This is a genomic window from Streptomyces sp. 150FB, assembly GCF_000818195.1.
Classification (GTDB): domain Bacteria; phylum Actinomycetota; class Actinomycetes; order Streptomycetales; family Streptomycetaceae; genus Streptomyces.
Window position 1 is genome coordinate 5,677,506 of the sequence record NZ_JTHL01000001.1, and the last position, 4,747, is coordinate 5,682,252.

Sequence of the window (4,747 nt, forward strand, 5' to 3'; positions counted from 1 at the left end):
GTCCGTATGCAGATCGACGGGGCAGCCGTGCTCCGCCGCGAGGTCGAGCACCACCTCCACGTACCCGGCGGGGTCGGGATCGAGGTCGGGACAGCCGCCCACCACGGCCGCGCCCATCTTCAGCGCGTCCCGGAGCATCGCGCGCCCGTCGGCGCCCGCCGCACCGGTCAGCAGGCGCGGCACGGCCACGGCGGACAGGTCGGCGAGCCCGCGCAGCGAGCGCCGCGCCCGGAGCACGGCCTCCAGCGGTCCCAGCCCCTGCGCGTCCCCGATCCGTACGTGCGACCGCAGCGCGGTCGCACCGTGCCCCAGTTGCAGCAGGGCAGCCTCGGTGGCCCGGCGCCGTACGTCGTCCGGGGCGTACGACACGGGGCCGCCGTCGTCCGGGAGTACGCCGGGAGCGGTGAGCGCGGTGTCGCTGTGGGCGTGCGGTTCGGCGGGGGCGGGGAGCAGCAGATAGCCGGTCAGATCCAGCCGGGAGCCACTGGGGGTGAGGCTGCCCGCCGTGCCCACGGCCTCGATCCGGCCGCCCCGCAGCCGTACGTCGACGGTCCGGCCGTCGGTGAGGCGTGCCCCGCCGAGGACGAGCGCGGTGGCGCCGTCGGTGGCCCCGTCGGGCGGCTGTGGGTGGCTGTCGGGCATCGCGCTCCTGGTGGGGGCTCCGGCGGGTCCGTGGCGGTCCGTGGTCGCTTCGTGGCGGGCCCGGGGTGGCAGGTCCGGGCTGGCAGGTCCGGGGTGTGCAAGATCACGTCGCGTGCGTCGAGCGTAGATCCGCCGTGTGTGCTCTTCGGGGAGGAGCCGAATAGTCATATCGGCGCGGCCGACACTGCCCGGCACTGCCCGGCACGCGTCCCCACGTACCGCCGGAATGTGCCAGGTATGTCCCGGTGTGTACCGGGTACGCCCCCGGCGTATGTGACCCCTGTGGCGCCCGGAACCAACGCCCGGCGGGAGCCCGGGAAGTGGCATGGAAACGGATTTGGGCGATCGGTGGGCGACCGTGTAATGTCTTCATCGCTCGCCCCAATAGCTCAGTCGGTAGAGCGTCTCCATGGTAAGGAGAAGGTCTACGGTTCGATTCCGTATTGGGGCTCCGGTGTTCGGTGATCCTCGCCTCCGGGCGAGGAGATCCAACATCGAAGCGGTGTAGCTCAGTCGGTAGAGCAAGCGGCTCATAATCGCTGTGTCACCGGTTCAAGTCCGGTCACCGCTACAGACAGTAGCCGATTGCAGGGTCTGTCCTTCGATCGGCTACTCTTTTTTGCGTTCATCTATTTCCTGTTCATCCGTTCATCCGTCCGTCCAAGGAGCACTCACGTGGCTGCCACCGACGTCCGCCCGAAGATCACGCTGGCCTGCGTGGAGTGCAAGGAGCGGAACTACATCACCAAGAAGAACCGGCGTAACAACCCGGACCGTCTTGAGATGAAGAAGCACTGCCCGCGCTGCAACTCGCACACCGCGCACCGCGAAACCCGCTGAATCAGGCTCGTCTGCGAGGCCGTCCCCACATGGGGACGGCCTCGCGTCGTTTGTTGTGGTCAATCCATCAGGAGGGAACGAGATCATGGCGCTCGACCAGTCCTTCGTGGGGCGTAGCTACCCGCCCACCGAGCCGTACGAGGTCGGCAGGGAGAAGATCCGTGAGTTCGCCGAGGCCGTGGGCGATCCCAACCCGGCGTACACCGACCGGGAGGCCGCGAAGGCTCTCGGGTACTCCGATGTGATCGCCCCGCCGACCTTCCCCTTCGCCATCACGTTCAAGGCGGCGGGTGACGTCATCGCCGATCCGCAGCTCGGTCTGGACTTCAGCCGGGTGGTGCACGGCGACCAGAAGTTCTCGTACACCCGGCCGGTACGGGCCGGTGACCGGCTGGTCGTCACCTCGACCATCGAGGCGATCAAGTCCCTCGCCGGGAACGACATCATCGACGTCCGCGGCGATGTGCACGACGAGTCGGGCGAGCATGTGGTGACCGCGTGGACCAAGCTGGTGGCGCGCGGCGCCGAAGAGGAGTGAGAACGGTGACTGCGAAGATCGACTACGCCGGCGTCGAGGTCGGTACGGAGCTGCCGGCCCGGACCTTCCAGGCCACCCGCGCCACGCTGGTGGCGTACGCGGGCGCCTCCGGCGACTTCAACCCGATCCACTGGAACGAGAAGTTCGCCAAAGAGGTCGGCCTGCCCGACGTCATCGCCCACGGCATGTTCACCATGGCCGAGGCGATCCGGGTGGTGACCGACTGGGTTGGCGATCCGGGGGCCGTCGTCGAGTACGGCGTGCGCTTCACCAAGCCCGTCGTGGTGCCCAACGACGACCAGGGCGCGCTGATCGAGGTCAGCGCCAAGGTCGCGGCCAAACTGGACGACAACCGGGTCCGGGTGGACCTCACGGCCATGAACGAGGGCCGCAAGGTGCTGGGCATGTCCCGCGCCGTCGTACGTCTGGCCTGAGGCTCTGTAAGGGGTACCCGCCATGGCGGGCAGCCCCTTACTGCGCTTGACATGGTTAGTGATTGACCAATAACCTTTTCGTATGGTCAGGATGAGCGCGGAAGAGCGCCGGGAAAGTGTTGTGCGAGCGGCGATCGGCGAGTTCTCGCGCACCGGCTACCACGGCACGTCCACCGAGGTGATCGCCCGCCGCGTCGGCGTCTCGCAGCCATATCTCTTCCGCCTCTACGCGAACAAGCAGGCCATCTTCCTCGCCGCGTCCGAGCGCTGCCTCGCCGAGACCACCCGTGTCATGGAGAAGGCGTCCGAAGGGCTGAGCGGTGACGAGGCCCTCGACGCCATGAGCGACGCGTACCAGAAGCTCATCGCCGAGGACCCCGACAAGCTGCTGATGCAGATGCAGATGTACGTCGCGGTGGCGGCCGCCGAGGCGGCCGGGGACCACTCCTTCGGTGAGTCGGTGCGAGCCGGCTGGATGGAGCTCTGGGACACGGTCCGTCTCGCCCTTGGTGCGGACGTCGACGAGAGCACGAAATTCATGGCCTACGGGATGCTGATCAACACGCTCGTCTCGATGGGTTTCGCGCCGGACCACCGTGTCTGGGTCGGCTTCGAGAAATCGGATCAAGGCCCGAAGTGCTGAGGGTCCGGTAACAGGTGCGGTCCTGGTGGACCGCACCTGTGTGCCTGAGAAAGTTAGTAATCGATAGCTAATCAAGATCGAGCAGGGGGAGAACGATGAACCAGCCGAACCCGTCCAGCCGCCCACCCACTCCGGGCGCCTCCAGCGCCGTCTGGGTCCTTGTCATCACCGGCCTCGCCGGTTTTATGGCGGCCCTCGACAACCTCGTCGTCACCACCGCGCTGCCCTCCATCCGCAAGGATCTCGGCGGCGCGCTCGAAGACCTGGAATGGACGGTCAACGCCTATACGCTGACTTTTGCCGTTCTCCTCATGTTCGGCGCGGCACTCGGCGACCGGTTCGGGCGCCGGCGGCTCTTCATCATCGGCCTCATGGTCTTCACCACCGCCTCGGCGGCCGCCGCCCTCGCGCCCGGCATCAACGCCCTGATCGCCGCACGCGCCATCCAGGGGATCGGCGCCGCGATCATGCTGCCGCTCACCCTGACCCTCCTCACCGCCGCCGTACCCGCCGCCAAACGCGGCGCCTACCTCGGCATATTCGGCGCGGTGACCGGCCTGGCCGTCGCCTGCGGCCCGCTTGTCGGCGGCACACTCACCGAGCACTTCTCCTGGTCGTGGATCTTCTGGCTGAACGTCCCGATCGGCATCGTCCTGCTGCCGCTCGCCCGGCTGCGCCTGCGCGAATCCCACGCACCCGATGCCCGGCTCGACGTCCCCGGCACCGTCCTGATCAGCGCCGGCCTCTTCGGCATCGTCTACGCCCTGGTCAACGCCAACTCCGACGGCTGGACCAGCGGCACCGTACTGACCGGCCTCATAGCCGGCGCGGCCCTGCTCGCCGGCTTCGTCCGCCACAGCAGCGTCCGGCCCGACGCGATGCTGCCCATGCGGCTGTTCAAGAACCGGGGCTTCGCCGGCATCAACGCGGCGAGCCTGCTGATGTACCTCGGCATGTTCGGCTCGATCTTCCTGCTGAGCCAGTTCCTCCAGAGCGTCGTCGGCTACTCGCCCACCGAAGCGGGCCTGCGGATGCTCCCCTGGACCGCGATGCCGCTGATCGTCTCGCCGCTCGCCGGGCTGCTCTCCGACCGGATCGGCGGCCGTCCCGTGGTCGTCGCCGGACTGGCGTTCCAAGCCGTGGGCCTCGGGCTGTTCGCCCTCGTCCTCGACCCCGGCATGTCGTACGGGACCCAGCTCCCCGGCCTGATCATCAGCGGCATCGGTATGGGCCTGTACTTCGCCCCCGCCGCCAATCTGGTCATGTCCAGCGTCCGGCCGGGCGAGCAGGGCATCGCCTCCGGCGCGAACAACGCGCTCCGCGAGGTCGGCGGAGCCCTCGGCGTCGCCGTCCTCGGCGCGGTCTTCGCCGCCCGGGGCGGCTACGGCACGGCCGACACCTTCGTCGACGGCACCGTTCCCGCCCTCTGGATCGGCGCCGCGCTCGTAGGGCTCGGAGCGCTGACCGCGCTCCTCATCCCCGGCCGTGGCACCCGGCGGACGGAAGCGGCCGACGGCGCGGCGGACGCGGCGGACGCGACAGACGCCGCTGACGAGCGCCAGTCGGCCACGGTCTGACCGGCACCGCCCGACCGGCACCCTCCGACCAGCAGCTCGTACGGTCGCTTCCCGTGGCGGGATTCCCGCCACG

Annotated in this window: 5 protein-coding genes, 2 tRNA genes and 1 pseudogene; 7 read left to right on the forward strand and 1 reads right to left on the reverse strand. The window is 68.8% G+C overall.

From position 1 onward, the window contains the following. A pseudogene (locus tag QR77_RS49050) lies at positions 1-642 on the reverse strand (hydrolase); the annotation flags it as partial. Between the two features lie 378 nt (positions 643-1,020). Here QR77_RS49050 and QR77_RS24410 point away from each other — a divergent pair. The 7 genes from QR77_RS24410 (at position 1,021) to QR77_RS24440 (ending at position 4,674) form a co-directional block, all read left to right on the forward strand. Further along, positions 1,021-1,093, forward strand: a tRNA-Thr gene (locus tag QR77_RS24410). A gap of 47 nt (positions 1,094-1,140) precedes the next feature. Next, positions 1,141-1,213, forward strand: a tRNA-Met gene (locus QR77_RS24415). 104 nt (positions 1,214-1,317) lie between these two features. Next, positions 1,318-1,482: a 50S ribosomal protein L33 gene (rpmG, locus tag QR77_RS46870; RefSeq protein ID WP_003956487.1), complete on the forward strand. Its 165-nt coding sequence runs from the start codon at positions 1,318-1,320 to the stop codon at positions 1,480-1,482. 85 nt (positions 1,483-1,567) lie between these two features. Beyond that, complete coding sequence (locus QR77_RS24425; protein WP_040024261.1) at positions 1,568-2,020, forward strand: MaoC family dehydratase N-terminal domain-containing protein; 453 nt, start codon at positions 1,568-1,570, stop codon at positions 2,018-2,020. Positions 2,021-2,025: 5 nt separating this feature from the next. Further along, entirely contained in the window at positions 2,026-2,454 is a 429-nt protein-coding gene (locus QR77_RS24430) for a MaoC family dehydratase (RefSeq protein ID WP_040024262.1), read from the forward strand. An 82-nt stretch (positions 2,455-2,536) separates the two neighbouring features. Continuing rightward, the gene (locus QR77_RS24435; protein ID WP_107068978.1) at positions 2,537-3,097 is read left to right on the forward strand and encodes a TetR/AcrR family transcriptional regulator; all 561 of its coding nucleotides are present in this window, start codon (positions 2,537-2,539) and stop codon (positions 3,095-3,097) included. 95 nt (positions 3,098-3,192) lie between these two features. Next, the gene (locus QR77_RS24440) at positions 3,193-4,674 is read left to right on the forward strand and encodes a DHA2 family efflux MFS transporter permease subunit (protein ID WP_052489022.1); all 1,482 of its coding nucleotides are present in this window, start codon (positions 3,193-3,195) and stop codon (positions 4,672-4,674) included. Positions 4,675-4,747: the final 73 nt, after the last annotated feature.

What these genes read in the sequence shown, in the direction of transcription:
- QR77_RS24425 (WP_040024261.1), top strand. Translation starts at nt 1,568, where the DNA reads ATGGCGCTCGACCAGTCCTTCGTGGGGCGTAGCTACCCGCCCACCGAG.
- QR77_RS24435 (WP_107068978.1), top strand. Translation starts at nt 2,537, where the DNA reads ATGGTCAGGATGAGCGCGGAAGAGCGCCGGGAAAGTGTTGTGCGAGCG.
- QR77_RS24440 (WP_052489022.1), top strand. Translation starts at nt 3,193, where the DNA reads ATGAACCAGCCGAACCCGTCCAGCCGCCCACCCACTCCGGGCGCCTCC.